This is a genomic window from Kribbella sp. CA-247076 (assembly GCF_050942445.1).
Taxonomy (GTDB): domain Bacteria; phylum Actinomycetota; class Actinomycetes; order Propionibacteriales; family Kribbellaceae; genus Kribbella.
In genome coordinates, this window is sequence record NZ_CP192051.1 from 3,482,178 (window position 1) to 3,508,318 (window position 26,141).

Consider the following 26,141-nt stretch of genomic DNA (forward strand, 5'->3'; position numbering starts at 1 on the left):
GCGATGCGCCAGAATGTTGGTATGTCAACCGGCCAAGAGGGCCTGCTCTACGAGCAGCTCAGTACGCACGTGCTCGAGCAGATCCGCCGGGGTGCGCTCCGGCCCGGCGACCGGGTGCCCTCCGAGATGGAGCTCGCGACCCAGTTCGAGGTCAGCCGGATCACGTCCAAACGCGCGCTCGAGGTCCTCCGGGAAGCCGGTCTGGTCGAGCGGATCCGCGGCAAGGGCACGTTCGTCGTCCGCGACCTGCCCGACCTGACCGGGGTCACGATGCCGCTGAAGGGGCGGGTGCCGCGGCCCAAGAACGAGGCGCGGTCGGTGGCGTTCGTCGTACCGGACATGTCCGAGGCGTACGGGCTGGACCTGCTGAACGCGATCGAGGAGCGGTGCGCGGAGCACGGCGCCCATCTGGTGGTACGGCGGACGCACGGCCGGCAGTCCGACGAGGAGAAGGCCGTCGACTCGCTGGTGGCGACCGGTGAGGTCGACGGGCTGATCGTCTTCCCGGTGCACGGTGACTTCTACAACGCCAGCCTGCTGCGGCAGGTGCTGGACGGGTATCCGGTCGTCCTGGTCGACCGCCACCTCTCCGGGATCCCGGTCGCGGCTGTGCACACCGACAACGTGGCCGCCTCGCGGGCGCTGACGTCCCGGCTGCTCGACCGCGGGCACCGGCACATCGCGATCGTCTCGCCGCCGCCGGTCAACACGTCGTCGATCGAGGAGCGGCTGGAGGGTTTCCGGTCCGCGTTCGACGGGCGGGGAACGGCGTACGAGCTGACCGAGTTGCGCAGCACGTTGCCGGGCTCGACGACGACGGAGAGCATCCGCGCGGACATGGACGTGATCCGGGCCTTCCGCGACCGGACGCCGGCGGTGACGGCGTACGTCGCCTGCGAGTACAACCTGGCCCGGATGGTCGACCGGGCGCTCGGCGGCGGGCACGTGGTCGCGTGCTTCGACTCCCCGGGCGACTCGATCGGCGGCCCGCCGTACCTGCACGTCCGGCAGAACCAGCGGGAGATGGGCCGGCGCGCGGTGGACCTGCTGCTCGCGCGGTTGCGGGGCGAGTCGGTGCCGAACCTGTCGATGGTGCCGTTCGAGATCGTCGATGCCGAAGGCAACTGAAGACCTGACTTTCGGCAGTACGGCGACCCGGGCCGGACTGTGTAGCGTCTGGGGGATGAGCTGGCGACGCGCGGGAGACCTCGGCCTCTGGGCCGTCCTGTGCTTCCTTGTGCTAGCGGAGAGCGGCGCCCGCAGCGACCCGTACTGGCTGCAGGCCGCCTGCTTCGCCGTGTTGTTCGTCGGCGTGTTCTTCCGCCGGGTCCGGCCGCTGCTGGCGTTCACGGTCGTCGCGTGGGCGGAGATCGTCATCCTCGCGTTCGCGCTCGGCACCACGAACGGCGTCCAGATCGCATTGGTGCCGGCGATCACGCTGCTGGCGTATCTGGCCGGCCGGCGGGCGACGCAGGTGAAGCACTTCGTCCTGGTCTGCAGCTGGTCACTGGTCGGGATGCTGGTGCTCAGCCTGATCGTGCGCCGCGAGCTCCAGGCGACCGAGGCGGTGCTGACCTGGCTGGTGATGCTCCTGCTCGCCCTCCTGTTGGTCGTCCTGCCGTGGCTGATCGGCCGCTACCGGGCGCAGCAGGCGTTGCTTGTCTCCGCCGGGTGGGACCGGGCCGAGCGGATCGAGCGCGAGCACCGGATGGCGATCGACCAGGAGCGCCTGCGGGAGCGGTCCCGGATCGCCCAGGACATGCACGACTCGGTCGGCCACGAGCTGAGCCTGATCGCGCTGCGGGCGGCGGCGCTGGAGCTGGATCCGTCGCTGCCGGAGGAGCACCGCCGGGCCGCGTCCGAGCTGCGGGAGATGGCCGGTACGGCGACCGACCGGCTGGGCGACATCATCGGCGTACTGCGGGATGCCGAGGCGCCGCTGGTCCCGCGGGACGAGAGCGTGGCGTCGCTGGTCGACCGTGCGGCCGCATCGGGCCTGTCGGTCCGGCTGGTCCAGGAGGGCGATGCCGAGTTGTCGCCGATGGTGGACCGGGCGGTGCACCGCGTCGTCCAGGAGTCGCTGACGAACGCGAGCAAGCACGCGCCCGGTGCGTCCGTGACCGTGACGGTGACGTCGCGTCAGGACGACGTACGCGTGCGGATTGTCGACACGGGGGCAGTGCGGCCCGTGCCGTCGTCGGTGCCGTCCTCCGGGCGGGGGTTGGACGGGCTGCGTGAGCGGGTGCGGTTGGCGGGCGGCACGCTGACGGCCTGTCCGTACCGCGGCGGGTTCGAGGTGGTGGCGACGATGCCGCGAGCAGGCGGTCGGCCGGAGCCGGAGGAAGCCCCGGTGTCGAGCGCGGCGGCCGAGCGTGCGACGGTACGGCGTACTGTCCGGCGCGGCCTGATCACGGCCGTGGCCGCACCGGTGGTGCTCGGCGCGGTGGTCGGCGTGATTGCCATGGGCTACTACCTGATCGCCGGCTACAGCTCGATCCTGCGGCCCGGCGTGTACGAAGGCCTGACCATCGGGCAGCCCGAGCACGAGGTGGAGAAGGTGCTGCCCGCGATGCAGATGATCGACGCTCCGGAGGAGAGGTACACGCCACCGGCCGGCTGGAGTTGCCGCTACTACCGCCCGGACGGCCCGTTCTCGATCAACTACGCCTACCGGCTCTGCTTCGCCGGCGGAGCCCTGGTCGCCAAGGCCGTGGTCCAGACCGGCTCCGTTCCTCCGACAACCGAGACAGGATGAGCGCGTGATCAGGGTTCTGCTGGCCGATGATGAGGCGATGGTGCGCGCCGGGGTGAAGGCGATCCTGAGCACCGACGGCGAGATCGAGGTCGTCGCCGAGGCAGCCGACGGGCTCGAGGCGGTGGAGGCGGTCCGGCGGCACCGGCCGGACGTGGCCGTGCTCGACATCCGGATGCCGCGGATGGACGGGCTCGCCGCCGGCGCCGAGATCAAGCGGTCGACACCGGAGACGGCGGTGGTGATCCTGACGACGTTCTCGGAGGACGCGTACATCGCCCGCGCTCTCGGCGACGGCGCGAGCGGCTTCCTGCTCAAGTCGGGCGATCCGCGCGAGCTGATCGCGGGTCTGAAGGCTGTCGCGGAAGGCGCTGCCTTCCTGTCACCCCGGGTGGCCCAGCGGGTGATCGCGGAGCTGAGTTCCGGTTCTGGCGGCGGTGCGATGGCCCGGGCCGCGGCCGCCAAGGAGCAGGTCGCCGTCCTCAGCCCGCGCGAGCTCGAAGTGCTGGGGCTGCTTGGTGCGGGCCTGTCCAACGCCGAGATCGCGCAGCGGCTGTTCCTGGTCGAGGGCACGGTCAAGGCGTACGTCAGCGCCGTCCTGCTGCGGCTCGGCGTGAAGAACCGGGTCCAGGCCGCGATCGTCGCCTACGAAGCGGGTCTGGTCGCCGGTCGATGACCGGCGCTGAGGTGCTGGTACGACGCTCCGGGTGGTGACACCGTGTGGACACCCGCTCATGGGATAGTGGACCTTCGCCGGGGCCTCACCTCCCGGACTCGACACCAGCAGCCTCTGGGGCCAGGCGGCCCCCTCTCACAGAATCGGGGATCCAGGTCGTGACCGACTCGCACAACTCCGGACAGCACAAGGACCGGGAAGCGGCGGCGGCCGAGGTCCGGAGAATGTGGCAACCGACCCCCTCCTGGACCCAGCCGGACCCGAACCCGGTGCCCGGCCGCGACGCCGAGTCGACGGACGAGCACGAGGAGAAGCCGGACGCGCTGTCCGGGGAGTTCCCCGGCGACGCCTGGTCCCGGCCGGCCCAGCAGTCCGCCCCCTGGGCCCAGCCGCAGAACCCGCCGCCGCCTTCCCCGTCCTGGACGCAGCCGGCGGCCGACACCGGCACCACCTGGACCCAGCCTGAATCGGACGAGTACGACGACGCCGACCACACCGCCGGTGGTGGCGAGCGGGACGAGGACCAGAGCACGAGCGCCACAGGCACAGGCGGTGCAGGCGCGGGCGGTCTCGGCTCGGGCAGTGCGAACGCGAGCGGTGCGGGCGGGGGCGGTGCGGGCGCGGGCGGTCTCGGATCGGGCAGTGCAAGCACGGCCGGCTCGGGCGCAGGAAGCGCGGCCTCGGGCCATGCAGGCTCGGACTACGCGGGCTCCGGCCGTGCGGGCTCGGACTATGCGGGCTCGAGCCAGGCCGGCTCAGGCGGTGCCGGCGCGGGCAGTGCAGGATCGGCCGGTGCCGGCGGTGCCGCTGCAGGCAGTGCGGGTTCGGGTGGTGCGGGTGGCTACGGCAGTGCGGGCGCCGGGGATGCCGGTGCGGCCGGTGGTTCGGCCGAGGGTGGCGCTCCGGTGTTCGGTGGCTCGTCGTTCCACGGCTCCGGTCACGGCAGCCCGTCCGGCGGCGCGCCCGCTCAGGGAGGCCTGTCCCCGGCCGCGCAGCACTTCTTCCCGCAGGGCATTCCCGGCCAGCACCCGCCGCAGCAGCGCGAGGTGTCGTACCGGACCGACGAGCTGATCCAGGCGCTGCCGCTCCCGCGGGAGGCTCCGGCCGAGCGCGGCGTACGCAGTGTGCTGCGGTTGCGCCCTGGCAGTGCCGAGCGGATGGAGCGGATCGCGCGGGCGACCGCGGCGACCGCGTTCCGGCGGCCGGTCACCGTCGTGGTCGCGAACCCCAAGGGCGGCTCCGGCAAGACGCCGACCACGCTGCTGCTCGCCGGTGCGCTGGGTCAGGCCCGCGGCGGCGGGGTGGTCGCCTGGGACAACAACGAGCTGCGCGGCAACATGCACCTGCGCACGCACGACACCAACAGCCGCTCGACCGTGACGGACATGCTGCAGGCGATGCCGATGCTGACCCAGCCGGACGCCCGGCTCGGCGACGTCGCGGCGTACCTGCGGCACCAGGTGGCCGGGCAGTACGACGTGCTGACGTCCGCGACCACGACGTACGCGCAGATCGAGGCGAAGGACTTCGACCAGATCCACCGGCTGCTGAGCCGGTTCTACAAGGTGCTGGTGATCGACACCGGCAACAACGAGGGCTCCAGCAACTGGCGCGAGGCGATGAAGGCGGCCGACGCCCTCGTCATCCCGATCAAGTGGAAGAGCCTGTCCTGCGCGGCCGCCGTGCAGATGCTCGAGGAGCTGGACAACCAGGGCCCCGAGGCGCAGCGGCTGATCCGGCGCGCGGTGATCGCGGTCTCGAACGGTCCCGGCGACGTGAACAAGGAGGTCGAGAAGCAGCTCCGGCCGTACTTCGAGTCGCGCGCGGCCGCCGTGGTCGACATCCCGACCGACCAGCACATCGCCGCCGAGGGCCCGCTCGACCACTCCGCCCTCCAGCCGACCACCCGCCGCGCCGCCCTCGAACTCGCAGCCAAGGTCTCCGAACAAATCACCATCGCCCTCAACGTCCCCCGCTGAGTCCCGAACGAAGAAGTCGCCCGGTCCCTCGAGGGACCGGGCGACTTCGCGCTGTCAGGCGTCGCGGTGGGTGAGGGTTCGGGTGCCGGCGTAGAGGGCGGCGGCTACCCAGGCGAGGAGGACCAGGACGCTGAGGGTGGGGGAGATGGGGTCGGTGGTGCCGCTCAGGAAGTTCTGGCCGGCGCCGCCGGGGAGGAGGGCGGCGGTCCAGACGAGGGGGCGGAGGCCGCTCTGGCCGAGCATGAGCGGGAGCACCATCAGCAGGAGGAAGGCTGCGGTGAGCGTGCCTGCCGTACTGCGGATGATCCACGCGATCCCGAGTGAGAACAGGCCGGCGAGCGTCAGGTAGAAGGCGACCGACAGCAGGTCCGTCACGAGCAGGCCCGCGTCCCAGTCGGCCCACCTGCCCGCCATCACGCCACCCGAGACAGCGGCCACCGCCGCGAGCACGAGCCCGTAGACGAACAGCACCGGCGCCAGCACGACCGCCTTCGCGAGTACGACGTTCCGCCGTACCGGGGTCCACTGCAGCGTCGACCGGATGCTGCCGGTGGCGTACTCCGAGGTCACGGGAAGCAACGCGAACGCCGCCACGACCACCTGGAGGAAGAGGGCGGCCTGGATCCCGAACTCGCCGATCGGAGTCGGCCCGACGATCTGTCCGGGCTCCGGGTGGTCGTTGTCGTACGCCGTACCCAGGCCGAACTGAAGGCCCAGCAGGACCGTCAGCGCGAAGGGGACGCGAGGTTCGTCCAGGTCGACCGGACGGTCCACAGCTTGGTGGATTCGGAGCGCACTCCGTCGGCGAGCCGGGAGCTCGACCTGAGAGTGACGGTTGCCGTGGTCATCTTTCACCTGCTTCTACGAGCTCAGGCTCGACCTGAGCCTGAGACTGACGCTTGCGGAGTCGGTGCCGGACGAGCTCGACGATCAGCGTGACCACCAGGGCCAGGCCGATGCCGAGGGCGACGCCCTTGAGCGGGTTGTCCTCGAAGGCCTTGCCGCCGAGGTAGCCGACCAGAGCGCAGTACACGCCCCAGCTGATCGCCGCGAGCCCGGCGAAGAACGAGAACTTGCGAAGCGGGTAGCGCACCGAGCCCATGGTCAGCGTGACGGCGGTGCGGCCGCCCGGGATGTACCGGGCCACGACCAGGACCAGTCCGCCGCGCTCGGCGAGCGCTCGCTGGGCCCAGAGACTCATGGCGTACCGCTTGGTGCCTGGCTGGAGGCGGTCGAGCAGTCGACCGCCGGCTCCCCGGCCCAGTGCGTAGGACACGTGGTCGCCGACGAAGGCTCCGGCCGCGGCGACCACGATGACGCCCCACAGCGCCGGTTCACCGGTGGCCGCGAAGACTCCGGCGGTGACGACGAGCGTCTCGCTCGGAACCGCCGGGAAGAACCCGTCCAGCGCCGCGAACCCCCACAGCGCCAGGTAGATCCACCACGACGACATCAGCTCCTCGGTGAAGTGCAGGATCGCGTCGGTCATGACACCACGCCGTACTCGACGCTGTCGGCGGTGAGCTCCATGTACGCCTCTTCCAGCGACGCGTGCTCGGTGTGGAGCTGGTGCAGCCGCACACCGAGCTCGTGCGCCAGGTCACCCACCCGCTCCGCCGGTACGCCGGTCAGCATCAGCCGGTCGTCCGTCGACTCCACCCGCTCGGCCTCCGCGGTCAGCCGCTCCCGCAGTACGGCGAGCTGCGCGCTGTCCGGCACCCGGACGACGACCGTCGTCCGGGAGGCTCCCGCGATCACCTCGGCGACGGGCGCGTCGGCGATCAGCCGCCCACGGCCGATCACCACGAGCTGGTCGGCGGTCAGCTGCATCTCGCTCATCAGATGGCTCGACACGAACACGGTCCGCCCCTCGGCGGCTAGCGAGCGCATCAGGCGGCGTACCCAGCGGACGCCGTCCGGGTCGAGGCCGTTCACGGGCTCGTCGAACATCAGCACCTCGGGGTCGCCGAGCAGCGCGCCCGCGATGCCGAGCCGCTGGCCCATCCCGAGCGAGAACTCGCCGGCCCGCTTCCGGGTGACCGAGTCCAGGCCGACGATCGACAGCACCTCGTCGACGCGGCTGACCGGGATGCCGTTGCTCTGGGCCATCGCGACCAGGTGGTTGCGGGCGCTCCGGCGCGGGTGCAGCGCCTTGGCGTCGAGCAGCGCGCCGACCTTGGCGAGTGGCTTCGGCCAGGCGGCGTACGGGCGTCCGTCGACCAGCGCGGTGCCCTCCGTCGGGGTGTCGAGTCCCAGAATCATCCTCATAGTGGTCGACTTGCCCGCACCGTTCGGGCCCAGGAAGCCGGTGACCCGGCCGGGCGCGACGGTGAGGTCGAGCGAGTCCACCGCCACGGTGTCGCCGTACCTCTTGCTGAGTCCTTCGAGCGTGATCACGCCGGAGCCCCTCCTGGTTCGCAGTGTCGACTCGAACCTAGGAACTCCGGCCCCTGCTCCACATCCGGCGGTCGGCTGGTCCTACCCCCTACTTTCGTCAGGTGTTCCCGGACCTGTGGATACGCCGTCGGGCGAGCGCGGTGGAGTGGATACCATCTGTGCGTGACCGGCCGGCAGTTCCGCGGGCCGCCTGAAGCACCACCGTCTCTGAGGAGTGAACGTGTCGGAAGTCAAGGTCCATCTGATCGGCGTCGAGGGCGAGGCTGAGCGGAGTGTGACCGAGACGACCACGATCGGGGAGCTGTTCGCCGGGATCTTCGGCCAGGACCGCTCCGCCATCGCGGCCCGGGTCAACGGCGAGCTGCGCGACCTGTCCCGGGTGGTCGCGGACGGTGACGAGATCGAGCCGGTGAGGGCCGGCTCGGAGGACGGCCGCGCGATCATCCGGCACTCGACCGCCCACGTCCTCGCGCAGGCGGTGCAGGAGCTGTTCCCGGAGGCGAAGCTGGGCATCGGCCCGCCGGTGGAGAACGGGTTCTACTACGACTTCGACGTACCGACGCCGTTCACGCCGGACGACCTGGGCAAGCTCGAGAAGAAGATGCAGCAGATCATCAAGGAGCGGCAGCGGTTCAGCCGCCGGGTGGTCGCCGACGACGACGCCCGTTCCGAGCTCGCGGCCGAGCCGTACAAGCTCGAGCTGATCGGCATCAAGGGGTCCGCGGCGGACGCGGCCGAGGGCGCGTCGGTGGAGGTCGGCGGCGGTGAGCTGACGATCTACGACAACCTCCGGCGCGACGACTCCGTCGCCTGGAAGGACCTGTGCCGCGGTCCGCACGTGCCCGCGACCGGGTACCTCGGCAACTTCAAGCTGATGCGGACGGCCGCGGCGTACTGGCGGGGCAGCGAGAAGAACCCGCAGCTCCAGCGGATCTACGGCACCGCGTGGGAGTCCCGCGACGAGCTCAAGGCGTACCTGACCCGCCTGGAGGAGGCGGCCAAGCGCGACCACCGCAAGCTCGGCACCGAGCTCGACCTGTTCAGCTTCCCGGACGAGATCGGCTCCGGCCTCGCGGTGTTCCACCCGAAGGGCGGCGTGCTGCGCAAGGTGATGGAGGACTACTCCCGCCAGCGGCACGTCGAGGACGGCTACGAGTTCGTCTACTCGCCGCACATCACCAAGGGGCAGCTGTTCCAGACCTCCGGCCACCTCGACTGGTACGCCGACGGCATGTATCCGCCCATGCACCTGGACGAGGAGCGCGGCGCGGACGGGCAGCTGCGCAAGCAGGGGCAGGACTACTACCTCAAGCCGATGAACTGCCCGATGCACAACCTGATCTACGCCGCCCGCGGCCGGTCGTACCGGGAGCTCCCGCTGCGGCTGTTCGAGTTCGGCACGGTCTACCGGATGGAGAAGTCCGGCGTCGTGCACGGGATGACCCGGGCCCGCGGCTTCACCCAGGACGACGCGCACATCTACTGCACCCGCGAGCAGATGCGCGACGAGCTGCGCAACCTGCTGACGTTCGTGCTCGGGTTGCTCGCCGACTACGGCCTGGACGACTTCTATCTCGAGCTGTCCACGAAGAACCCGGACAAGTTCGTCGGCTCCGACGAGGTCTGGGACGAGGCCACCGAGACCCTACGGGAAGTTGCCGAGGGCTCCGGTCTCGAGCTGGTCCCGGATCCGGGCGGCGCCGCGTTCTACGGTCCGAAGATCTCCGTCCAGGCCAAGGACGCGATCGGCCGGACCTGGCAGATGTCGACGATCCAGCTGGACTTCAACCTGCCGGAGCGGTTCGAGCTGGAGTACACCGCGCCCGACGGGTCCCGGCAGCGGCCGGTGATGATCCACCGCGCGCTGTTCGGCTCGATCGAGCGGTTCGTCGCCGTGCTCACCGAGCACTACGCCGGCGTCTTCCCGCCCTGGCTGGCCCCGGTCCAGGTGGTCGGCATCCCGGTCACCGACGGACACGTCGACTACCTGTACGACGTCGCCGCGCAACTGAAGGCCCAGGGTGTCCGGATCGAGGTGGACGCCTCCGACGACCGGATGCAGAAGAAGATCCGGAACGCGCAGAAGGCCAAGGTGCCGTTCATGCTGATCGCCGGTGACGACGACATGGCGGCCGGCTCGGTGTCGTTCCGCTACCGGGACGGTTCGCAGAAGAACGGCGTACCGATCGCCGACGCGATCGCCGAGATCGTCGAGGCAGTCGCGAAGCGCGTCCAGGTATGACGGACACCCCCGACCAGCCGGCCGACGCGGGCGCGCCGGACTCGCCGTACGTGCCGGACGAAGTGGTGGCGCAGGACGGGGTCGGGGTGCCGGATCCGTTCATGCGGCTGTGGACGCCGCACCGGATGGCGTACATCGAGGGTGAGAACAAGCCGACCAGCGACGCGGCCGGGTCCGGGTGCCCGTTCTGCCGGCTGCCCGGACTGCCGGACAGCGACGCGCTGATCGTGCACCGCGGCGGCTCGGCGTACGCAGTGCTGAACCTGTACCCGTACAACCCCGGCCACCTGATGGTCGTGCCCTACCGGCACGTCGCGGACTACACCGAGCTGACCGCGGCCGAGGTCGCTGACGTCGCCACGCTCACCCGGCAGGCGATGCACGCGATCCGGACGGTCTCGGGCGCGCACGGTTTCAACATCGGTATGAACCAGGGCGAGATCGCGGGCGCCGGGATCGCGGCCCACCTGCACCAGCACGTCGTACCCCGCTGGTCCGGCGACACGAACTTCATGCCCGCGATCGCGCACACGAAGGTCCTCCCGCAACTCCTCCCGGACACCCGGGCCCTGCTGGCCAAGTCCTGGCCGAGCGAGCCGTGAACGACGGATCGGAAACCTGCCGGCGTCAGCGGAGGAACAGGGGGAGGAGTGGATCGACGATGCCGAGGAGGGTTTCGAGGGAGACCTCCCGGGGTGGGTTGGTCAGGCCGGTGACGCGGACGACCCGGCGACCCTGGCGGAACACCAGCTCGCCCTCGTCGGGCAGGTAGTAGCCGGGCCGGCCGAGCGGGGCGAGGCGTGGCGGCGGCACTCGGTCCGCCTCCGGGATCGTCACCTGGCCGAACGCCTCGACGATCGCCACGGTGGCGTCGTACGTCCCCCAGATGCAGGTCAGCGCACCGCCCACCCGGTAGTCCCTGCGCAGCTGGACGTGTGCCCCGACGAACCGCTCGGCCGCCGAGTTCGACACCTGGCACGCGGCGTCCGACTGCCGGGCGTTCCGGAGCGTCTTCGGTACGGCGTCCCGCGTGGCCACCGCGATCGCCACCGCCTTGGCCCGGTCGAGCCCGGTCGCCGTACTGCGGTCGATTCCGCCGGCCGGCGTGATCCGGACCGCTCGATCACCGACCGGGAAGACGATCCGGGACTCGGCGATCCGGGCTTCCGGGCCGAGCTCGGGCAACGGCTCGGGCGAGCCGGCACCGGCCAGGAGCCGGTCGAGCGAGTCGGACTGCCGGGCGAGTGCGCTGACGCCGATCGTCACCGGCCGGCGGTCGACCAGCAGCGTGCAGAGGTCCAGCGCGGGCAAGCCGCCGTCGTTCCACGCTGCCGGGTTGGCGGCGACGGTGACTCCGAGTGATGCCGTCAGCGTGCGGGTGATCGCCGTACAGACCTGCGGTCCGGGCGCGCCCGCCGTACCGTCGAGCCCTTCGGCCTGGGGAGGGGCGACCACGGTCGGGACGACGGCCGGCGCCGGGGAGGTGCTGGGGACCGGCCGGGTGCCGTCGGCGCGCCGGGCCACCGAGCAGGCCGACGCGACCAGCGCGAGGGCGAGCACACAGGCGACCGTGCGGAGCCGTCCGGATCGCCGTCGCATGCAGCACCTCCAACCTCACCGTGCTGGTTCCAGCATCGCGCGAAACCGGCTCGCGCGCAGGTTCTTCACGGCCCGGAGGCCGCCGGTTGGGTGGTGTGTGACCGGACGGTGATCCGGCTCGACTACGATCGCGTCGCCATGCTTAACAGATTCCGGCAGTTCTGGACCAAGGTGATCACCCCGATCGCCAACCTCCTGCTCAAGCTCGGCGTGAGTGCCGACGTGGTGACGCTGGTGGGCACCATCGGGGTGTCCGCCGGTGCGCTGATCTTCTTCCCGCGCGGCCAGTTGTGGCTGGGTGTACTGGTCATCACCTGCTTCGTGTTCTCCGACCTGATCGACGGCTACATGGCGCGGACGTCGGGGACGTCGTCGAAGTGGGGCTCGTACCTGGACTCGACCCTCGACCGGCTCGGCGACGGCGCGATCTTCGGCGGCCTGGTGATGTACTACGCCAACGCGAACGCCGGCGACTCGACGCTGATGGCCGCGGTGACGCTGTGGGCGCTGGTGATGGGCGCGACCACGTCGTACGCCCGGGCCAAGGCGGAGAGCCTCGGGCTGAAGGCGAGCGGGGGACTGGCCGAGCGGGCCGACCGGCTGGTCTCGGTGCTGGTGGTCGCGTTCTTCTCCGACGTACTCGACCTGCCGATCCTGCTCCAGATCGTCCTCTGGGCGCTCGCGATCGCCAGCACGATCACGGTGATCCAGCGTTCGCTGTCGGTGCGCAAGCAGGTCCTCGCCGACCCGGCGAACGCCGGCCTGGACACGCCGCCGGCCACCCCGCCGGCCACGCCGCCATCGACACCGCCGACGACCCCTCCGGCCGAGCCTGACGCCACGAGCTGATGGACGGTCTTCGCCAGCGAGCGGTCGACCTGGCCTTCGCCCTGGCCTGGGGCCTGGTACGGCGCCTGCCGGAACGGACCGTCACCTGGCTCTTCCGCCAAGCCGCGGACCAGGTCGTCCGCCGCAACGGCCGGGGCGTACGGCGGTTGCGCGGCAACCTGGCCGTGGTCCGTCCGGACGCGACGCCGGCCGAGCTGGACGCCCTGACCCGCGCGGGCATGCGGTCGTACCTGCGCTACTGGCAGGAGGCGTTCCGGCTGCCCGAGTGGACCGACGACGAGATCGTCGGCCGGGTACGGACGGTCAACGAGAAGCTGCTGCGGGACGCGTACGCCGCCGGCCGTGGGGTGATCTGCGCGCTGCCGCACCTGGCCAACTACGACCATGCGGGCGCCTGGGCCGGCCGGACCGGGATGCCGGTGTCGACGGTGGCGGAGCGGCTGCGGCCGGAGTCGCTGTTCGACCGTTTCATTGCCTACCGCAAGAAGCTGGGGATGGAGGTCCTCCCGCTGACCGGCGGTAACGGCGATGTGGCCGCCGTACTGGCGGAACGGCTGCGGGCCGGCGGGTTCGTCTGCCTGGTCGCCGACCGCGACCTGTCGGAGCGTGGCGTCCCGGTCACCTTCTTCGGCCGGCCGTCCCGGATGCCGGCCGGCCCGGCCGCGCTGAGCTTGCGGACCGGGGCCCCGCTGATCCCGGCGACCCTGCACTACGACGGACCGGACCTGGTGATCACCTTCCACGACACGGTCGACACAGAGGGCGGTGCCGCCGCGATGACCCAGCGGTGTGCCGACGCGTTCGCCAAGGGCATCGCCGCCCACCCGGAGGACTGGCACATGTTGCAGAGGATTTTCCTCGACGAGTGACGGACGGGTGAGAATCGTCCCGTGAGGATCGGCGTGGTGTGCCCGTACTCGCTGGGCACGCCCGGCGGGGTGCAGAACCACGTCCGCGACCTCGCCGAGGCGCTGCTCGCGGTAGGCCACGAGGTCTCCGTCCTCGCGCCGGTCGACGACACCGACGCGGTCCCGCCGTACGTCGTCTCGTCCGGCCGGGCGGTCGGCGTCCCGTACAACGGCTCGGTCGCCCGCGTCACGTTCGGTCCACGGACCGCCGCCCGGGTGAAGAGCTGGCTGGCCGAGGGGCGCTTCGACGTGGTCCACGTGCACGAGCCGACGACACCGAGCGCGTCGATCATCGCGCTGTGGTCGGCCGGTGGGCCGTTCGTCGCCACCTTCCACACCTGGCAGGTCCGGTCCCGCGCGATGAGCGCAGCGGCCGGGCTGCTGCGGCCGGCCCTGGAGAAGATCGACGCCCGGATCGCAGTCTCGGAGAACGCCCGCTCGATGATGGTCCAGCACATCGGCGGCGAGGCCGTCGTCATCCCGAACGGGCTGTACGTCGACCGCTTTCAGGGCGACCCGCGCCCGGAGTGGCAGGGCGGCGACGGCACGATCAGCTTCCTCGGCCGGATGGACGAACCACGCAAGGGTCTCGGCGTCCTGCTGGCCGCGGTCCCTGCGCTGGTCGCGGAACGGCCTCACCTGAAGATCCTGGTCGCCGGGACCGGTCAGGCGGACGAGGCCCGGCGGTCGTTGCCGGCAGACTGCCGCGGCAACGTGCTGTTCCTCGGCGCGATCGACGACGCCGAGCGCGCCGACATGCTGGCCAGCTCCGACCTGTACATCGCCCCGCATCTGGGCGGCGAGAGCTTCGGCATCGTCCTGCTCGAGGCGATGGCCGCGGGCACCCCGGTGCTCGCGAGCGACCTGGCCGCCTTCCGTCAGGTCCTCGACGGCGGCCGGCTGGGCGAGCTCTTCGAGCCCGGCGACGCCCGCGAGTTGGCCGCCCGTACCCTCCTTCTCCTGAGCAGCCCGGACGAGCGCTACAAGCTCCGCCTCGCCGGGCTGACCGCGGTCCAGCGCTACGACTGGTCGGTGCTGCTGCCCGAGCTGTTGTCCGTCTACGAGCTGGTCGCCGGACGGTGAGTCAGCTCAGTTCGGCGACCGCGCGCACGGTGGTCAGGGTGGCGTAGCCGTCGGTCAGCAGCGCAAGGTCGGTTCCGTCGTCGGCACGGTCGCGGTTCTCCTCGACCGACGTACGGACGAAGTCCTGACCGGACTCGGCGACAGCCATCGACACCTGGCCGAACTGAGCGAGCACGGCGGTCTCGAGCCCCTTGACACCCTCGGCGGGCCGGTCGGGCACGTTGAGGTTGAGCACGTAGCCGTCCCGCAGCTCCTGCAGCCTCGGCAGCAGGTCGCGCACGTACTGCGCGGCGGTCGCCCAGTGGTGTGCCTCGTCGCTGGCCGCGTCGAGGACCTGCAGCGCGTTGCCGCCGCGCTCGGCGCTGAGCGGGGACAACACGTCCAGCGAGGCGGCCATCGCGGGCATCCCGTACGCCGCCGCCGTGAAGGCCGCGCCACAGGTGCCGGAGTGGAGGATCGCCCGGCCCGCGTTCGCGCCGCGGTTGATGCCGGACAGGACCAGATCGGGAGCCGGCCCGAAGGTGTCGAGGGTCGCGAGCACGACGATGTACGCCGGCGAGGCGGCCACGCCGTACGCCGGGATGCCGTCGAAGTCGTTGTGGGTGATCGCGACCCGGCCGTCGTCGGTGTAGGCGCTCAGGGCCGCGCTCACCCCGCTGGCCTCCTCGGACGGCGCGGCGACGACGACGTCGAAGCCCTCGTCGACGGCCGCCTTGGCGAGCGCGCGCAGACCGGGGGAGTGAATGCCGTCGTCGTTGGTGATCAGGACCCGGCTCACTTCGACTCCATCGGCTCGAGCTCGATGAGCTTGACCAGCTCGGCGATCGCGTCCGCCCGCCCGGTCCCGAGCCCGTGCCGGGTGACGTTGAGCGCGCCCGCCGCCGCGCCGGTGCGCACTGCCTCCTGCAGGTCCCCGCCCTTCGACAGGACGGCGACGACGCCGGCGGTCATCGAGTCGCCGGCACCACGGGGCTCGCGCACGCTGAGCTCCGGCAGCAGGACGCGGTACGCCTTGTTCTCGAGCAGCGCGATCGCGGGCTTCTCCGCCCGGCTGATCACCACGCAGTCCGCGCCTCGCTCGACCAGCTGATGGGCCGCCTTCACGATCGTTGCCTCGTCCTCCTTGTCGGCCAGCCCGTCCTCGTGCAGCTCCTCGTCGCTGACCTTGATGAACGCCGGCTTGGCGTCCAGGACCGCGTCGAGATGGTCGCCGCACAGGTCGGCGGCGATCGGAGTGCCGTTGCGCTGCAGGTCGCTGCCCAGGCGGCGATAGGTGTCCGGATCCACCAGCGACGCGTCGGCGGCTCCGCTCAGCACGCACAGGTCGGACTTGAGACCCTCGGACAGCGCCAGCGCGTACAGCTCGTCGCCGTCGTGCCGGCCCAGCGGCGATCCCGGGTTCTCGGCCACGACCTCGCGCTCGTCCTCGCGCCGGTCGTGCACGTACCAGCCACTGTCCAGGTGGCGGCGGACGGCCTTGAGCCGCAGGCCCTCCTCCTCGATCAGGGACGTCAGCGTGCGGCCGATCTCGCCGCGGCCGAGGACCGCGCAGAACGTCACCGGGACGTCCAGGGAGGCGATCATCCGGGCCTGCCACAGGCCCTGACCGCCGGCGTGCAGATGCAGCTCGGGTTCGTCGCTCACCTGCTCGACCGTCACGGTCAGCTGCGGCAGCGGCGCGAACACCATCACACCCTCGCCCATCAGGACTCCTCTCACTCCGGGACTTCCCAGTACCCACAGTGAACCGAGTCAGCTTCGGCGGGAGCGAAAGGCCTCCAGGAGCGCGGACCGCGCGTCGGCCGGCATGGCGTCGGCGGGCAGGTCGGCGAGGGACGCGGTGGTCAGGCGCATCTGCTCCAGATAGCGCTCGCAGCCGTCGCACTGCGCGAGGTGATCGACAAAGTCCTCCTCAGTCGCCGAACTCAGGTCGCCGTCCAGGTACGACGAGACTTGCTCGACGAACGTCCGGCAGTCGATGTCACTCATGAGGCCTCGCCCTCTCGCAGGTAGTACTCCTCCAGTTTGCCGCGCAGGAACGCCCTGGCCCGGTGCAGCAGTACGCGCTGGTTCGCCGCCGTGATCCCGAGCAGTTCGCACACTTCGTCGTACGGTCGGCCTTCGACGTCCCGCAGTACGACGACCAGCCGCTGGCGCTCGGGGAGCTCGGTCAGCGCTTCGTTGAGGCGCTCGCGGACCTCTCCGGTCAGCAGCCCTTGCTCGGGTGACGGCCAGGCCGGTGGGAACTCCCACCAGTGACCGGGGAACGGGTCCCCGGCCGGGCGGAAGCGGCTCGGATCGACGGTCGGGCCGGAGTCGTCGACGCTGCTCATCGGGACGACCTTGTGCTCGCGGGTCCCGCGCCGCTTGGCCGTGTTGGTGAGGATCCGGTAGACCCAGGTCTTCAGCGACGACCGGCCCTCGAACCGCTCGATGCCCTCGAACACCGCCAGCCAGGTCTCCTGCACGACCTCCGCCGCCGACTCCTCGGTCGACACGAACGACCGCGCCACCCGGAGCATGCCGCCCGACCACCCGTCCAGCAGCAGCGTAAACGCCTCCTCGTCCCCGCACCGCAACCGCTCGGCGAGGACGTCGTCCGCCGGCAACACCGCCATCGGCTCAGCGTAGTGGAGCACGGTGCCGCGCCCAGCCGAGTGCCGCGCCGGCCAGCGCGACCGCGCCGGTCAGCATCCAGCCGGACACGTACACGCCGAACTGCTTGCTCACAGCCCCGAACACGAGCGCGAACGGCGTGAACACGAGCCACGAGACCGCGCCGATCCCGGACACCACCCCGGTCCGGATGGTCGACGGTACGGCGTCGTGCAGCAGGCGGCTGACGTAGATCCCGATCACCACGAGCAGGAAGGTGAGCGCGACCATCGCGACAGTCAACGCCACCAGGTCACGGCTGCTGGTCAGTGTCAGGGAGGCGGCCAGCATGACGAGGACGACGACCGCGACCGGGACCGGCCGGTCGAGCCGGAGACGCCCGGCGAGCAGCCCGCCGACGCCGAGCATCGCGACCAGGAGCGCCCAGAACGGCCCGTAGTACACCGGCGACGCCTCGAGCGTGATCAGCCAGAGCGGGCCGAACTCGAACATCGCCTGCAGGATCATCGCCGCCATCAGCGACGCCGCCGCGATCGGGACGAGCCGGCCGCGGTGGGTGATCGCACGGTAGGTGACCGCCAGGTGCTCCCGCAGCGACGTCCGCTCGCTCGCCTGATGCAGCCGGGGCTCGCAGAAGCGGGTCAGCGCGACCAGGTAGAACAGCACGAACGGCAGGGTGAGGAAGTACGTCGCCCGCGTCGACAGCACGGACGCGAGCCAGCCGCCGGCCAGCGCGCTCGCCACCAGGGCGACACTCTCGACGAACCGGACCCGGCCGATCTCACGCTCGTACGCCTGGCTGTCCCCGGTCTCCTCGAGCACCACGTCGTACACGACGGCCTCCATCGTGCCGGAGTACATCGCGAAGTACAGGCCGAAGAGCAGCGCGGCGACGATGTACGTCGGCACGTTCCAGCTGACCGCGCCGACCAGCACGCTCAGCACCAGCGCGACGCCCGCGAGCATGAGCACGCCGCGTCGCGACCACCGATCCGCCAGCACACCCGACGCCACCTCGGCCACCGGAATCAACGCCGCGTACGCCCCGACCATCAGCCCGATCGTCGCCGCGTCGAACCCGATCTCACTCATGAACAGCTTCTCGACCGGCACCCACAGGGCGAACCCTTGGAGGAAGGTGCCTACCCACAACGGCAGCACCCGCCGCCGCAGGTCGTTCGTGGATACGACGCACTGCCGAACGTCGACCGTGGCGGTGCTAGTGGCTGTTGCTGCGGCGTTCGGCATGACTACCTCTGCAGGGCTCGGGTATCCGTCAGCACTGCAGTGTCATGAGGGGCGAAAAGTGTTACACGAGCTTCGCGGCGTTCGCCTTGATCTCGTCCAGGTCGCCCGGCGTCGGGTGCCAGGGGAGTTGGAGCGGGTCGTCCTTGTACCGGGGGACCACGTGCAGGTGGGTGTGGAACACGCTCTGCCACGCCGTCGCGCCGATGCAGCTCAGCAGGTTCGCGCCGTCCGCGTCCAGCCGCTCGATCACCCGACTCACCAGCGACTGGGCGAGCAGCGTCGCCGCGGTCAGGTCCTCGGCGTCGGCCTCGCGCAGGTCGGTCGAGTGGGCCCGCGGCACGACCAGCAGGTGACCGGGCGTCGCCGGGTTGATGTCCATGAACGCGATCGCCCGCTCGGTCGACGCCACCTGCGTCGACGGGATGCTCCCGGCCACGATCCCGCAGAAAAGACAGTTCTCGGTCATCAGCCCAGGCTAGTGCCCGGGCGGGCGCTAAACTGCGCGGGCCGGACCCCGCCGCCCGAGCGGCCGGCCCGAGGAGCCCGCATGCCGGACGACCTGCTGCGCCCGACCATCGGCGCCGGCGTGGACCTGAAGGTGCGCCCGTGGCGGCTGATGTCCCAGGCGTACGTCGCCTTCTTCGGCGGAGCCATCGCCTCGACGGTGATCACCTTCCTGAACGCCCGCCGACTCGGCGTGAGCGCGGCCCGGCGTGGCCTGATCGTGCTCACCGGCGTCGTCGGTGTGGCCGCGGTGATCGCCGTCTTCGTCCTGTCCGGCGGTGACCGGGACTACTCCTACGGGCTCCGGATCCTGGTCCGCCTGGTCGCCGTCGGCTGCTGCCTGGTCCAGCTGCACCTGCAGCGCCCGATGGACCGGGCGTTCCAGCTCCGAGGCGGGGACTACGCCTCGCTGTGGGGTCCGGGCATCGCCGCGGTCGTCGGAGGTTTCGCCGTCGACGCTCTGATCGAGGAACTGGTAGCGAGGGCACTGTGAACGAACCGATCGAGGCCCGCCTGCAGATGGCCGGCCACTGGCTGCGCATCGGCCACCCCGAGCGCACTCTGGACGAGCTCCAGGGCCTCTGGGGTGACGCCGCGGTCGACTACCGCGCGTTCCTGTTCCGCGGCGCCGCCCTGCACGCGCTCGACCGGAACGTCGAGGCCATCGACGTACTCCGGGACGGCCTGGCCCAGCACGGGCCGTTCCTCCCGATGCTGCAGGTCCTCGGCTCGTCGCTGCGGGCCGAGGGACGCCTGCCGGAAGCCGAGGCGGCGTTCCTCCAAGGCCTCAGCCTCGACCCGAACGACCCGGACCTGCTGATCGGGTACGCCCACGTCTGCCTCGCCGCCGGCCAGGCCGAGAAGGCGAGCGCCCTGGTCGAGCGCGCCGCCTCGCACGCACCGGAGAGCGCCGCGGTCTCGGCCGCCCGCGCCCAGGTCGCGTTCGCGCTCGGCAAGGACCGCGACATGCACCGCCACAGCACCGAGGCGCTCGCGCACGACCCCGAGGACCCAGGCGCCCGGGCCCTGCACGGTACGTCGTCGATGCTCACCGGCGCCTCCCGCTCGGGCTACACGTCGTTCGCGTCCGCGGCCGCGTCCCAGCCGGGCGACCCGGACCTGCGCGCGGCGGCCCGGGAGGCGAAGCTGATGAACCACCCACTGATGCGTCCACTGCGCCCGTTCCAGCGGTTCAACCCGCTGGTCGTGTGGATCGCCGCGGTCGCGGTCATCTACGGCCTCCGCCTCGCCGGGCTCGCACCGCTCGCGGTGGTCGTCGCGATCGGCTGGTTCGGCTTCTGCATCTACTCCTGGGTCGCCCCGCCCCTGGTCCGGCGCTGGATCAACCGGAAGTGGGGAGCATGAGGGACGACCGGATCGCCGCGCTGCGCAAGGCGGTCGACGCCAACCCGGACGACGTACTGCTGCGGCTCGTCCTGGCCGAGTCGCTGGTGACTGCCGGCGACCTGGAGTCCGCTCTCGACCAGTACGTCGTACTGCTCGATCAGCAGGGGTTGCCGGACGACCAACTGGTGCCGGTAGGCGAGTTGGCGGCGGCGAACGGGCGGCTGGCGCTGCTCCGGAACCTGCTCGAGGCGGCCCGGCAGCAGGGGGTCGTCGAGGGGACCGGTCGGCTGCAGCAGTTGGTCGACGACATGATCGCCGAGCGTAGCGGTGTCCGGATCAAGGTGGGTCCCGAGGCCGAGACGCCGTACGAGGTGGACACGCCGAAGGAGACGACCACCTTCGACCAGGTCGGCGGGATGGACGACATCAAGCGGGTCATCCACCGGATGGTGATCCTGCCGCAGAGCCGGCCGGAGCTGTACGAGAAGTACGGCCGGAAGTCCGGCGGCGGCGTGATGCTCTACGGCCCGCCCGGCTGCGGGAAGACCCTGCTGGCGCGGGCGACCGCGGGGGAGTGCGGGCTGCCGTTCGTCAACGTCCGGATCGAGGACGTGATGGATCCGTACCTCGGCGTCTCCGAGCGCAACCTGCACGCGGCGTTCGAGCGGGCCCGGGCGAACGCGCCGTGCGTGCTGTTCCTCGACGAGCTCGACGCGCTCGCATTCGCGCGGCACAAGCACGGCGGATCCGAGGCGCGCCGGCTGGTCGACGTCCTGCTGCAGGAGCTGGACGCGATCGGCTCCGAGAACGACGGCCTGCTCGTGCTCGCGGCGACGAACGCGCCGTGGGACGTGGACGAGGCGATGCTCCGGCCGGGCCGGTTCGACCGGGTGATCTTCGTCCCGCCGCCGGACGAACCCGCCCGGGCGGACATCCTGAACGTGCTGGTGAAGGACGTGCCGGCCGACGGGCTGGACCTGAACGCCCTCGCCGGGCAGACGCCGATGTTCAGCGGCGCCGACCTGCGCGCGCTGGTCGAGCGCGGCATCGACCGGGTGATCGACGAGGCGTTGCGCGGCGGCGAGCCGCCGCTGGCCATGCGTCACCTGACCGAGGCGTTGCCCACGGTCAAACCGTCGACGCTCGACTGGCTGCACCGCGTCCGCTCGTACATCGAGTTCGCCAACCAGAGCGAGCGGTACGACGACGTCGCGGCGTACCTGCGCACCCGCGACGTCCGCCGCCGCCTCAGCTAACCAGACTTCACCTTCGACGCCGCCGACTCGGGCATCGGCTCGTAGCGGGAGAAGGACCGCGTGAACGACGCGGCGCCGTGGGAGAGGGAGCGCAGGTCGATGGCGTAGCGGGTGATCTCCACCTGCGGCACCTCGGCCTTCACCACCGTGCGGTCGTCGCCGACCTTGTCGGTGCCGAGCAGCCGCCCGCGCCGCCCGGACAGGTCGCTCATCACCGCGCCGACCAGCTCGTCCGGCACCATCACCGAGACCAGGTCCACCGGCTCCAGCAGGCTCACCTTCGTCGCGGCCGCCGCCTCGCGCAGCGCCAGCCCGCCGGCCATCTGGAACGCCATGTCGGACGAGTCGACGCTGTGCGCCTTCCCGTCGAGCAAGGTGACCCGGATGTCGACCATCGGGTACCCGGCCGCGACGCCCTTCTCCATCTGCGCCCGGACGCCCTTCTCCACGCTCGGGATGAACTGCCGCGGCACCGCCCCGCCGACCACCTTGTCGACGAACTCGAAGTCGGACCCACCCGGCAGCGGCTCCACCTCGATGTCGCAGACGGCGTACTGCCCGTGGCCGCCGGACTGCTTCACATGCCGGCCGTGGCCCTTCGCCTTCCCGCCGAACGTCTCCCGCAGCGGCACCCGCAACTCGACGGTGTCCACGGTCACGCCGTACCGGTTCGCCAGGGCGTCGAGTACGACGTCCGAGTGCGCCTCGCCCATGCACCAGAGCACGATCTGGTGGGTCTCCGGGTTCTGCTCGATCCGGAGCGTCGGGTCCTCGGCCGCCAGCCGCTGCAGCCCGATGCCGAGCTTGTCCTCGTCGGTCTTGGCGTGTGCTTGGACCGCGATCGGCAGCAGCGGCTCGGGCATCGTCCACGGCTTCAGCAGCAGCGGGTCCGCCTTGTCGGACAGCGTGTCGCCGGTCTCCGCCCGGGTCAGCCGCCCGATCGCGCACAGGTCGCCCGCGACCACCGCGGAGGCCGGCCGCTGCACCTTGCCCAGCGGGAAGGACAGCGTGCCGATCTTCTCGTCCTCGTCGTGGTCGGCGTGCGAGCTCTCACCGAAGAACGACGTGAAATGGCCCGACACGTGAACCGTCGTGTCGGGCCTGATGGTGCCGGAGAACACCCGCACCAGGCTGACCCTGCCGACGTACGGGTCCGACGTCGTCTTCACCACCTCGGCGAGCAGCGGCCCGCTCGGGTCGCACTCCAGGCCCTTGCGCGGTACGCCGTGTGACGTGAACACCTCGGGGAGCGTGTGCTCCGGGGGCGACGGGAACCCGCTGGTCATCACCTCGAGCAGCTCGACGGTGCCGACGCCGGTCCCGCTGCAGACCGGAACGACCGGGAAGAACGAGCCCCGGGCGACCGCGCGCTCGAGGTCCTCGATCAGCACCTTCTGGTCGATCTCCTCGCCGCCGAGGTAGCGGTCCATCAGCGACTCGTCCTCGGACTCCTCGATGATCCCCTCGATCAGCGAGCCGCGGAGCTCCTCGATCTCGTCGGCGTACGCGTCGTCCGGGGCCGCGGTCGAGCGGTTGCCGCCGGAGTACTCGTAGTACGTCTGGGAGAGCAGCCCGATCAGCCCGTCACCAGCGGGCAGGTAGAGCGGGAGCACCTTGTCGCCGAACACGGCCTGCGCGGCCGCCAGCGCGTTCTGGTAGTTCGCCCGGGCGTGGTCGAGCTTGGTGATCACGACGGCCCGCGGCATGCCGACCTGGTCGCACTCGTGCCACAGCGTCTTGGTCGGCTCGTCCACACCCTCGCTCGCCGAGATGACGAACAGGGCGCAGTCGGCGGCCCGGAGTCCGGCCCGGAGCTCGCCGACGAAATCGGCGTACCCGGGGGTGTCGATCAGGTTGACCTTGATTCCGTCGTGCGGCAACGAGGCCAGCGAGAGCCCGACCGACCGCTGCTGGCGGATCTCGGCGTCGTCGAAGTCGCAGACCGTGGAGCCGTCGAGGACGGTGCCGGGTCTGGACAGGACGCCGGAGGCCACCAGCAGGGCCTCGACGAGAGTGGTCTTGCCGGCCCCGGACGGGCCGACGAGCACCACGTTGCGGATGGCGGCCGGGCTGTCCACAGCGGGGGCGGCTCCGGTGCCCTGGGAAGTGTTCGTCTTGTCTGCCATGACGTTCCTCCTGGTCCACCCACGATTCCCCCAACGGCCACTCAGCACAAGAGTCTTCGGACGGCGTTTTCTCCTGACAGGTCAGCGTGATCCCGGCGGCCGGTACCGTCGCCGCATGCGAAGGGCCCTCGTCACCGCGATCACCCTGCTCCTCACCGCCCTGGCGCTGGCCGGGTTCGCGACCCCCGCCTCGGCCGCCGCCGGCGACGAGGTGAAGAGCTTCCGGATCGAGTACACGGTCACGCCCGACGGCGTTCTGAAGGTGCGGGAGACGATCGCCTACAGCTTCGGCAGCACCGGCCGGCACGGCATCTACCGCGACCTGGTCACCCGCGAGCCGTGGCGCGACGACGACTCGAAGGACCAGCGGTACGACGTCTCGAACATCACCGTCGACTCGCCGTCGGGGGCCGCCGACGAGTTCACCACCGACACCACCAGCTCGAACGGCGACCGCTACCAGACGCTGCGGATCAAGATCGGCTCCGAGGACGAGACGATCTCCGGGTATGACGCCACGTACGTGATCACGTACGACGTCCGCGGCGCGCTCCGGCACTTCGACGACCACAGCGAGCTCTACTGGGACGCGACCGGCTCGGCCTGGGACGCCGTCCTCAACCGGGTCTCGGTCGACGTGACCGTGCCCGAGGGCGTGACCCAGGTCGACTGCTTCACGGGTACGGCGGGATCGCAGCAGACCTGTCCGGAGAAGCGGGTCAGCGGTGACAAGGGCGTCTTCGGCGCGAGCGACCTGCCGCGGGGCGAGCAGCTGACGATCGTGGCCGGGATCAAGGCCGGGGCGGTCAGCAACGACACGCCGATCGTGGTCGACCCGCCGACCTGGATGGAGCGCGAGGGGGTCACCTGGCCCGCGCTGATCACCTCCGCCGCGGCGACCGTGATCGCGATCGTCGGAGCGGCGCTGTACTGGCGCAAGGGCAGCCCGGACCAGCGGTTCGCCGGGATGCCGCCGGGGACGTTCCCGCCGGACGGGACGGCCGCGCAGCCGGTCAAGGACGACCTGGCCGAGGACCAGCTCCCGGTCGCGTTCGCGCCGCCGCGGATCCCGGTCGCCGAGGGCGGCCTGCTGATCGACGCGAAGGCGAACACGACGGAGACGGCCGCGACGCTCATCGAGCTGGCGGTGCGCGGCGGCGTACGGATCGAGAACACCGGCAACTCGCAGAGCGCCGTGCTGGTGAATCCGGGGGTCGTGGCCGCACCGCACGAGCACATGCTGTTGTCGGGGCTGTTCCCGTCGCTGCAGCCGGGGGAGTCCGTCGTCCTGCGGCGTGGCGCGGTCGGCGATCACACCATGCGGCGGGCGCACGACGGCATGATCGCCGCGTTGCGCGACCAGGTGAAGCAGCGCGGGTGGTACCTGCGGATGCCGCGGCAGGGCGGCGGCTCGGTGTTCAAGAGCGGTTTCGGCTGCGCCTGCCTGGCGATGATCGGCATCTGGGTGTTCGGGGCCGGGCTGATGGGCACGGTCGTCGCCGCCGCGACCGGTGGCTTGGGCCGGGCGGTGATGATCGCTGTTCCGGTGGTCGCCGTGATCGTTGCCATCGGCATCTGGATCGCCAAGCGGGCGCGCGGTCAGCGGAACCCGGCCGGGCGGGCGGTGGCCGATCAGCTGATCGGCTTCCGGAAGTACCTGGCGACGGCCGAGGCGGACCAGCTGCGATTCGAGGAGGGCGAGGACATCTTCAGCAAGTACCTGCCCTGGGCGATCGTCTTCGGCCTGGCCGACCGCTGGCAGCAGCTCTGCGCCCAACTCGTCGCAGCCGGCCGGATCACCCCCGACCCGTACTGGTACTCCGGCCCGTCCTACTACACCTCCGGCTGGACGGCGGGCGCTCTCGGCCACACCGTCGCCAGCACGTTCGACCCCCCACCGGCTCCGGCGAGCTCCGGCTCCGGCGGCGGCTCCTCCTCCGGCTTCAGCGGCGGCTCCTCCGGGGGCGGCGGAGGCGGCGGGGGCGGCGGCAGCTGGTAACCGCCGGGCCCGCGCGACGAGTGGTTAGACCTTGCCGCCGGCGATCGCCGGAGCGGTCGGGTCGGTGGCGCCGCCGTCGCCGGCCCCCTCGCGGGCCAGGTAGTCCTCCAGGTGGAACAGGTTGTCACCGGCCCGCTTCGCGACGTTGACGAGCGTGTTCATCGCGGCGACCTCCTCGACCTGCTCCTTGAGGAACCACTGCATGAACTGCTCGCCTATGTAGTCGCTCTCGTCCCGCGCGGTCCGCGCCAGCGTCTCGATCTGCTTGGTGACGGTGATCTCCTGCTGCAGCGCCAGCTCCAGCGGCTCGAGCGCCGTCCTGAAGTCGGACTCGACCTCGCCGACGCCCGGGATGTGCGGCCGGATGTCCTTGTCCAGCAGGTACTGCACCATCATCATGGCGTGGTTGCGCTCTTCGAGCGACTGCTTGTAGAAGTGCGACGCGAGTCGCGGCAGGTCCTGGCCGTCGTACCAGACAGCGACCGCCACGTACTGCTGTGACGCCGTGAATTCGTTACGGATCTGTTCCTGCAGAAGCTTCTCGTACGTGCTCATGGAGC

25 protein-coding genes are annotated in these 26,141 nt (G+C 71.0%); 13 read left to right on the top strand and 12 right to left on the bottom strand.

All coding sequences use genetic code 11. The features are described from left to right. The first annotated feature begins 21 nt into the window (after positions 1-21). The 4 genes from ACQPYZ_RS16485 to ACQPYZ_RS16500 all read left to right on the top strand — a co-directional run bounded on the left by ACQPYZ_RS16485 (position 22) and on the right by ACQPYZ_RS16500 (position 5,407). Complete coding sequence (locus ACQPYZ_RS16485; protein ID WP_433169068.1) at positions 22-1,128, top strand: GntR family transcriptional regulator; 1,107 nt, start codon at positions 22-24, stop codon at positions 1,126-1,128. A 55-nt stretch (positions 1,129-1,183) separates the two neighbouring features. After that, positions 1,184-2,755: a sensor histidine kinase gene (locus ACQPYZ_RS16490; RefSeq protein WP_433169070.1), complete on the top strand. Its 1,572-nt coding sequence runs from the start codon at positions 1,184-1,186 to the stop codon at positions 2,753-2,755. Between the two features lie 4 nt (positions 2,756-2,759). Continuing rightward, a complete protein-coding gene (locus tag ACQPYZ_RS16495; RefSeq protein WP_433169072.1) occupies positions 2,760-3,428 on the top strand; it encodes a response regulator in 669 nt (222 codons plus the stop codon). A 158-nt stretch (positions 3,429-3,586) separates the two neighbouring features. Beyond that, entirely contained in the window at positions 3,587-5,407 is a 1,821-nt protein-coding gene (locus tag ACQPYZ_RS16500) for a MinD/ParA family ATP-binding protein (RefSeq protein WP_433169074.1), read from the top strand. A gap of 54 nt (positions 5,408-5,461) precedes the next feature. Here the strand turns inward: ACQPYZ_RS16500 and ACQPYZ_RS16505 are convergent, their stop codons facing one another. From ACQPYZ_RS16505 to ACQPYZ_RS16515, 3 genes are all read right to left on the bottom strand, one after another. Then, a complete protein-coding gene (locus ACQPYZ_RS16505) occupies positions 5,462-6,181 on the bottom strand; it encodes an ABC transporter permease (RefSeq protein ID WP_433169075.1) in 720 nt (239 codons plus the stop codon). Positions 6,182-6,251: 70 nt separating this feature from the next. Further along, positions 6,252-6,896: a DedA family protein gene (locus tag ACQPYZ_RS16510; RefSeq protein ID WP_433169077.1), complete on the bottom strand. Its 645-nt coding sequence runs from the start codon at positions 6,894-6,896 to the stop codon at positions 6,252-6,254. After that, on the bottom strand, positions 6,893-7,804 hold the full coding sequence (locus tag ACQPYZ_RS16515) for an ABC transporter ATP-binding protein (RefSeq protein ID WP_433169079.1): 912 nt from the start codon (positions 7,802-7,804) through the stop codon (positions 6,893-6,895). Before ACQPYZ_RS16515 ends, ACQPYZ_RS16510 begins: the two co-directional genes overlap by 4 nt. A 220-nt stretch (positions 7,805-8,024) precedes the next feature. On the opposite strand from ACQPYZ_RS16515, the gene thrS reads away from it, so the two are divergent. Next, positions 8,025-10,046, top strand: a complete 2,022-nt coding sequence (gene thrS, locus ACQPYZ_RS16520; RefSeq protein ID WP_433169081.1) for a threonine--tRNA ligase — start codon at positions 8,025-8,027, stop codon at positions 10,044-10,046. Next, positions 10,043-10,648: an HIT family protein gene (locus ACQPYZ_RS16525; RefSeq protein WP_433169083.1), complete on the top strand. Its 606-nt coding sequence runs from the start codon at positions 10,043-10,045 to the stop codon at positions 10,646-10,648. The genes thrS and ACQPYZ_RS16525 overlap by 4 nt, the downstream gene beginning before the upstream one ends. A 25-nt stretch (positions 10,649-10,673) precedes the next feature. On the opposite strand, the gene ACQPYZ_RS16530 is transcribed toward ACQPYZ_RS16525, so the two are convergent. Beyond that, entirely contained in the window at positions 10,674-11,645 is a 972-nt protein-coding gene (locus ACQPYZ_RS16530; RefSeq protein WP_433169085.1) for a hypothetical protein, read from the bottom strand. Between the two features lie 138 nt (positions 11,646-11,783). Between ACQPYZ_RS16530 and pgsA the strand changes: the two genes are divergently transcribed. The 3 genes from pgsA to ACQPYZ_RS16545 are packed head-to-tail and all read left to right on the top strand — an operon-like array spanning position 11,784 to position 14,485. Continuing rightward, a complete protein-coding gene (pgsA, locus tag ACQPYZ_RS16535; RefSeq protein ID WP_433169087.1) occupies positions 11,784-12,494 on the top strand; it encodes a phosphatidylinositol phosphate synthase in 711 nt (236 codons plus the stop codon). After that, positions 12,494-13,363: a phosphatidylinositol mannoside acyltransferase gene (locus ACQPYZ_RS16540; protein ID WP_433169089.1), complete on the top strand. Its 870-nt coding sequence runs from the start codon at positions 12,494-12,496 to the stop codon at positions 13,361-13,363. The genes pgsA and ACQPYZ_RS16540 overlap by 1 nt, the downstream gene beginning before the upstream one ends. 21 nt (positions 13,364-13,384) lie before the next feature. Further along, positions 13,385-14,485: a glycosyltransferase family 4 protein gene (locus tag ACQPYZ_RS16545; RefSeq protein ID WP_433169091.1), complete on the top strand. Its 1,101-nt coding sequence runs from the start codon at positions 13,385-13,387 to the stop codon at positions 14,483-14,485. Between the two features lies 1 nt (position 14,486). Here the strand turns inward: ACQPYZ_RS16545 and surE are convergent, their stop codons facing one another. The 6 genes from surE to ACQPYZ_RS16575 all read right to left on the bottom strand — a co-directional run bounded on the left by surE (position 14,487) and on the right by ACQPYZ_RS16575 (position 18,815). Next, a complete protein-coding gene (gene surE / locus ACQPYZ_RS16550) occupies positions 14,487-15,263 on the bottom strand; it encodes a 5'/3'-nucleotidase SurE (protein WP_433169093.1) in 777 nt (258 codons plus the stop codon). Beyond that, a complete protein-coding gene (locus ACQPYZ_RS16555; protein WP_433169095.1) occupies positions 15,260-16,189 on the bottom strand; it encodes a 1-phosphofructokinase family hexose kinase in 930 nt (309 codons plus the stop codon). Before ACQPYZ_RS16555 ends, surE begins: the two co-directional genes overlap by 4 nt. A 48-nt stretch (positions 16,190-16,237) precedes the next feature. Beyond that, positions 16,238-16,474 (bottom strand): anti-sigma factor family protein, encoded by a 237-nt coding sequence (locus tag ACQPYZ_RS16560; RefSeq protein ID WP_433169097.1) that lies wholly within the window; start codon positions 16,472-16,474, stop codon positions 16,238-16,240. Then, positions 16,471-17,103, bottom strand: a complete 633-nt coding sequence (locus tag ACQPYZ_RS16565) for an RNA polymerase sigma factor (protein ID WP_433169099.1) — start codon at positions 17,101-17,103, stop codon at positions 16,471-16,473. The genes ACQPYZ_RS16560 and ACQPYZ_RS16565 overlap by 4 nt, the downstream gene beginning before the upstream one ends. A gap of 4 nt (positions 17,104-17,107) precedes the next feature. Next, positions 17,108-18,349 carry an MFS transporter gene (locus ACQPYZ_RS16570; protein WP_433169101.1) on the bottom strand — a complete coding sequence of 414 codons (1,242 nt, stop codon included), beginning with the start codon at positions 18,347-18,349 and terminating at the stop codon, positions 17,108-17,110. Between the two features lie 61 nt (positions 18,350-18,410). After that, a complete protein-coding gene (locus ACQPYZ_RS16575; RefSeq protein WP_433169103.1) occupies positions 18,411-18,815 on the bottom strand; it encodes an HIT family protein in 405 nt (134 codons plus the stop codon). Positions 18,816-18,896: 81 nt separating this feature from the next. Between ACQPYZ_RS16575 and ACQPYZ_RS16580 the strand changes: the two genes are divergently transcribed. From ACQPYZ_RS16580 to ACQPYZ_RS16590, 3 genes are read left to right on the top strand one after another with little or no spacing between them, the layout of a single operon-like run. Beyond that, complete coding sequence (locus ACQPYZ_RS16580) at positions 18,897-19,346, top strand: hypothetical protein (RefSeq protein ID WP_433169105.1); 450 nt, start codon at positions 18,897-18,899, stop codon at positions 19,344-19,346. After that, on the top strand, positions 19,343-20,218 hold the full coding sequence (locus ACQPYZ_RS16585) for a tetratricopeptide repeat protein (RefSeq protein ID WP_433169107.1): 876 nt from the start codon (positions 19,343-19,345) through the stop codon (positions 20,216-20,218). Before ACQPYZ_RS16580 ends, ACQPYZ_RS16585 begins: the two co-directional genes overlap by 4 nt. After that, entirely contained in the window at positions 20,215-21,456 is a 1,242-nt protein-coding gene (locus tag ACQPYZ_RS16590; protein WP_433169109.1) for an AAA family ATPase, read from the top strand. The genes ACQPYZ_RS16585 and ACQPYZ_RS16590 overlap by 4 nt, the downstream gene beginning before the upstream one ends. On the opposite strand, the gene ACQPYZ_RS16595 is transcribed toward ACQPYZ_RS16590, so the two are convergent. Continuing rightward, a complete protein-coding gene (locus tag ACQPYZ_RS16595; protein WP_433169111.1) occupies positions 21,453-23,582 on the bottom strand; it encodes an elongation factor G-like protein EF-G2 in 2,130 nt (709 codons plus the stop codon). The two genes, ACQPYZ_RS16590 and ACQPYZ_RS16595, sit on opposite strands and share 4 nt — an antisense overlap. A gap of 115 nt (positions 23,583-23,697) precedes the next feature. Here ACQPYZ_RS16595 and ACQPYZ_RS16600 point away from each other — a divergent pair, with 115 nt between their 5' ends. Next, complete coding sequence (locus tag ACQPYZ_RS16600; RefSeq protein WP_433169113.1) at positions 23,698-25,581, top strand: DUF2207 domain-containing protein; 1,884 nt, start codon at positions 23,698-23,700, stop codon at positions 25,579-25,581. A 24-nt stretch (positions 25,582-25,605) separates the two neighbouring features. Here ACQPYZ_RS16600 and ACQPYZ_RS16605 read toward each other — a convergent pair whose 3' ends face one another. Beyond that, on the bottom strand, positions 25,606-26,136 hold the full coding sequence (locus tag ACQPYZ_RS16605; RefSeq protein ID WP_433169115.1) for a ferritin: 531 nt from the start codon (positions 26,134-26,136) through the stop codon (positions 25,606-25,608). Positions 26,137-26,141: the final 5 nt, after the last annotated feature.

Bases quoted from the DNA above. Each gene is read 5' to 3' on its own strand.
- ACQPYZ_RS16485 (WP_433169068.1), top strand. From the start codon at position 22: ATGTCAACCGGCCAAGAGGGCCTGCTCTACGAGCAGCTCAGTACGCAC.
- ACQPYZ_RS16490 (WP_433169070.1), top strand. From the start codon at position 1,184: ATGAGCTGGCGACGCGCGGGAGACCTCGGCCTCTGGGCCGTCCTGTGC.
- ACQPYZ_RS16510 (WP_433169077.1), bottom strand. From the start codon at position 6,896: ATGACCGACGCGATCCTGCACTTCACCGAGGAGCTGATGTCGTCGTGG.
- ACQPYZ_RS16525 (WP_433169083.1), top strand. From the start codon at position 10,043: ATGACGGACACCCCCGACCAGCCGGCCGACGCGGGCGCGCCGGACTCG.
- ACQPYZ_RS16530 (WP_433169085.1), bottom strand. From the start codon at position 11,645: ATGCGACGGCGATCCGGACGGCTCCGCACGGTCGCCTGTGTGCTCGCC.
- pgsA (WP_433169087.1), top strand. From the start codon at position 11,784: ATGCTTAACAGATTCCGGCAGTTCTGGACCAAGGTGATCACCCCGATC.
- ACQPYZ_RS16540 (WP_433169089.1), top strand. From the start codon at position 12,494: ATGGACGGTCTTCGCCAGCGAGCGGTCGACCTGGCCTTCGCCCTGGCC.
- ACQPYZ_RS16555 (WP_433169095.1), bottom strand. From the start codon at position 16,189: ATGGGCGAGGGTGTGATGGTGTTCGCGCCGCTGCCGCAGCTGACCGTG.
- ACQPYZ_RS16560 (WP_433169097.1), bottom strand. From the start codon at position 16,474: ATGAGTGACATCGACTGCCGGACGTTCGTCGAGCAAGTCTCGTCGTAC.
- ACQPYZ_RS16565 (WP_433169099.1), bottom strand. From the start codon at position 17,103: ATGGCGGTGTTGCCGGCGGACGACGTCCTCGCCGAGCGGTTGCGGTGC.
- ACQPYZ_RS16570 (WP_433169101.1), bottom strand. From the start codon at position 18,349: ATGCCGAACGCCGCAGCAACAGCCACTAGCACCGCCACGGTCGACGTT.
- ACQPYZ_RS16575 (WP_433169103.1), bottom strand. From the start codon at position 18,815: ATGACCGAGAACTGTCTTTTCTGCGGGATCGTGGCCGGGAGCATCCCG.
- ACQPYZ_RS16580 (WP_433169105.1), top strand. From the start codon at position 18,897: ATGCCGGACGACCTGCTGCGCCCGACCATCGGCGCCGGCGTGGACCTG.
- ACQPYZ_RS16590 (WP_433169109.1), top strand. From the start codon at position 20,215: ATGAGGGACGACCGGATCGCCGCGCTGCGCAAGGCGGTCGACGCCAAC.
- ACQPYZ_RS16595 (WP_433169111.1), bottom strand. From the start codon at position 23,582: ATGGCAGACAAGACGAACACTTCCCAGGGCACCGGAGCCGCCCCCGCT.
- ACQPYZ_RS16600 (WP_433169113.1), top strand. From the start codon at position 23,698: ATGCGAAGGGCCCTCGTCACCGCGATCACCCTGCTCCTCACCGCCCTG.
- ACQPYZ_RS16605 (WP_433169115.1), bottom strand. From the start codon at position 26,136: ATGAGCACGTACGAGAAGCTTCTGCAGGAACAGATCCGTAACGAATTC.